The 1,546-nt window shown below is 67.1% G+C and carries 2 protein-coding genes; both read right to left on the bottom strand.

From position 1 onward, the window contains the following. Window position 1: 1 nt before the first annotated feature. Window positions 2-229: a hypothetical protein gene (locus G3N93_RS39990; RefSeq protein ID WP_206135521.1), complete on the bottom strand. Its 228-nt coding sequence runs from the start codon at window positions 227-229 to the stop codon at window positions 2-4. After that, window positions 229-1,546, bottom strand: a 1,318-nt coding sequence (locus G3N93_RS39985) for a tetratricopeptide repeat protein (protein ID WP_206135520.1), incomplete at its 5' end; no start/stop codon positions are given. The genes G3N93_RS39990 and G3N93_RS39985, both read right to left, overlap by 1 nt.

Raw genomic sequence — 1,546 nt, 5'->3', positions numbered from 1 at the left:
GTTAGACGAAGTTGCTGTATAGGTTCTGATGCTTGACGAGACGGTCGTAGTACTGCAACGCGAAGCGGCGATGGTGAGCATGCGGTGGGGCGGTCGGGAGCGCCGCACCGGTTGGGGCGCTGGGCGACGGCGGCGTGGTCGCGCAGCCGGCGAGCGCGAGCGCTGCGCAGGATGCGGTCAGCGTGCGGTGCGGGCGGAAGGAAAGGGAAAACGTCGGGAACATCTGCATCAGAGACCGTTGATCTGGAGGCGTTTCAGCGTCTGCACGAGCGTGTCGTTGTCCGGCTCGAGCTTCTGCGCGTCACGCCACGCGGAACGTGCGTCATCCTGCGCGCCGCTCTTCCACAGCACCTCGCCGAGATGCGCGCCGATCTCGGCGTTCGGCTGCAGTTCGTACGCGCGCCGCAGCACCTTCGCCGCGCCGGCCGTATCGCCCATCCGGTACTTCACCCAGCCGAGGCTGTCCATGATGTACGCGTCGTTCGGCGCGAGCGTCATCGCCTTGTCGATCAGCTTGCTGGCTTCGGGCAGCCGCTGGTTGCGGTCGGCGAGCGAATAGCCGAGCGCGTTGTACGCCTGCGGATTGTCGGGCTGCGTACGGATCAGCTCGCGCAACTGCCTTTCCATCGTCGTGTAGTGGCCGGTCTTTTCGGCCGCCATCGCGTAGTCGTAGCGCAGGTCGGGATCGTCGGGGAAGTCCTGGACCGCCTGCCCGAGCCGTGCCTCGGCTTCCGGATAGCGCTTCGCGGTGAACAGGATCGATGCGTCAGTGCGTGCGACCACGGCCGCATCGCGCGGATCCGTGATCGGCAGGTCGTCGAGCACCTTGCGCGCCTCGTCGGTCTTGCCCTGTTTCTGCAGCAGCTGTGCGCGCGTGATCTGCGCGGGGAGGTAGTGCTGGCTCGTCTGGTCGACCTTGTCGAGCCACTGCGACGCCTGCGCGTCGTTGTTCTGGTCGATCGCGATCTGCGCGAGGTAGATGTAGCCCTGGCCGACGTCGAGGTTCGGCTGCTTGTCGCCGAGCTGGACGTACTGCTTCAGGAAGACCGTCGCTTCGTCGAGCTTCTTCTGCTGGATCTTGATCAGCGCGAGCGCCATCAGCGGCGTCGGATCCTTCGAGTCGAGCTTGCGCATCGTCTCGAACTGCTTCTGCGCGTCGTCGAGGCGATCGTCGGCGAGATAGAGCTGCGACAGCGCGAGCCGCGCATCGCGCGACTTCGGATTCTGCTGAACATACTTCTCGAACGACGCGATGCCCGCCGCGCGTTCCGCGGGCCCCATCTGCGACAGCATCAGGGCGGCCGGCAGGTAGTCGGGGCGGATCTGCAGCGCCTGCTTCAGCGACTGCGCGGCGCCGTCCTTGTCGTCGACCGCGAGCTGCTGGCGTGCGATCGCGAGCTGCGCTTCGGGCCGGTTCAGGTCGTTCTTCAGCATGTCCTTCAGCACCGCGAGGCCGCCGACGCGGTCGGAGCCGCGCACCAGCAACGCCTGCAGCGCGAGGATCGCCGGGCCGCGCGTCTCGCCGGTCGCCCGGGCCAGCTCGCGC

Source organism: Burkholderia sp. Se-20378, from assembly GCF_017104665.1.
GTDB lineage: Bacteria > Pseudomonadota > Gammaproteobacteria > Burkholderiales > Burkholderiaceae > Burkholderia > Burkholderia lata.
Note: the sequence above shows the minus strand (reverse complement) of the source record. Positions and strands in the feature narration are given on the sequence as shown.

Coding starts and splice junctions, on each gene's coding strand:
- G3N93_RS39990 (WP_206135521.1), bottom strand. CDS start 229: ATGCAGATGTTCCCGACGTTTTCCCTTTCCTTCCGCCCGCACCGCACG.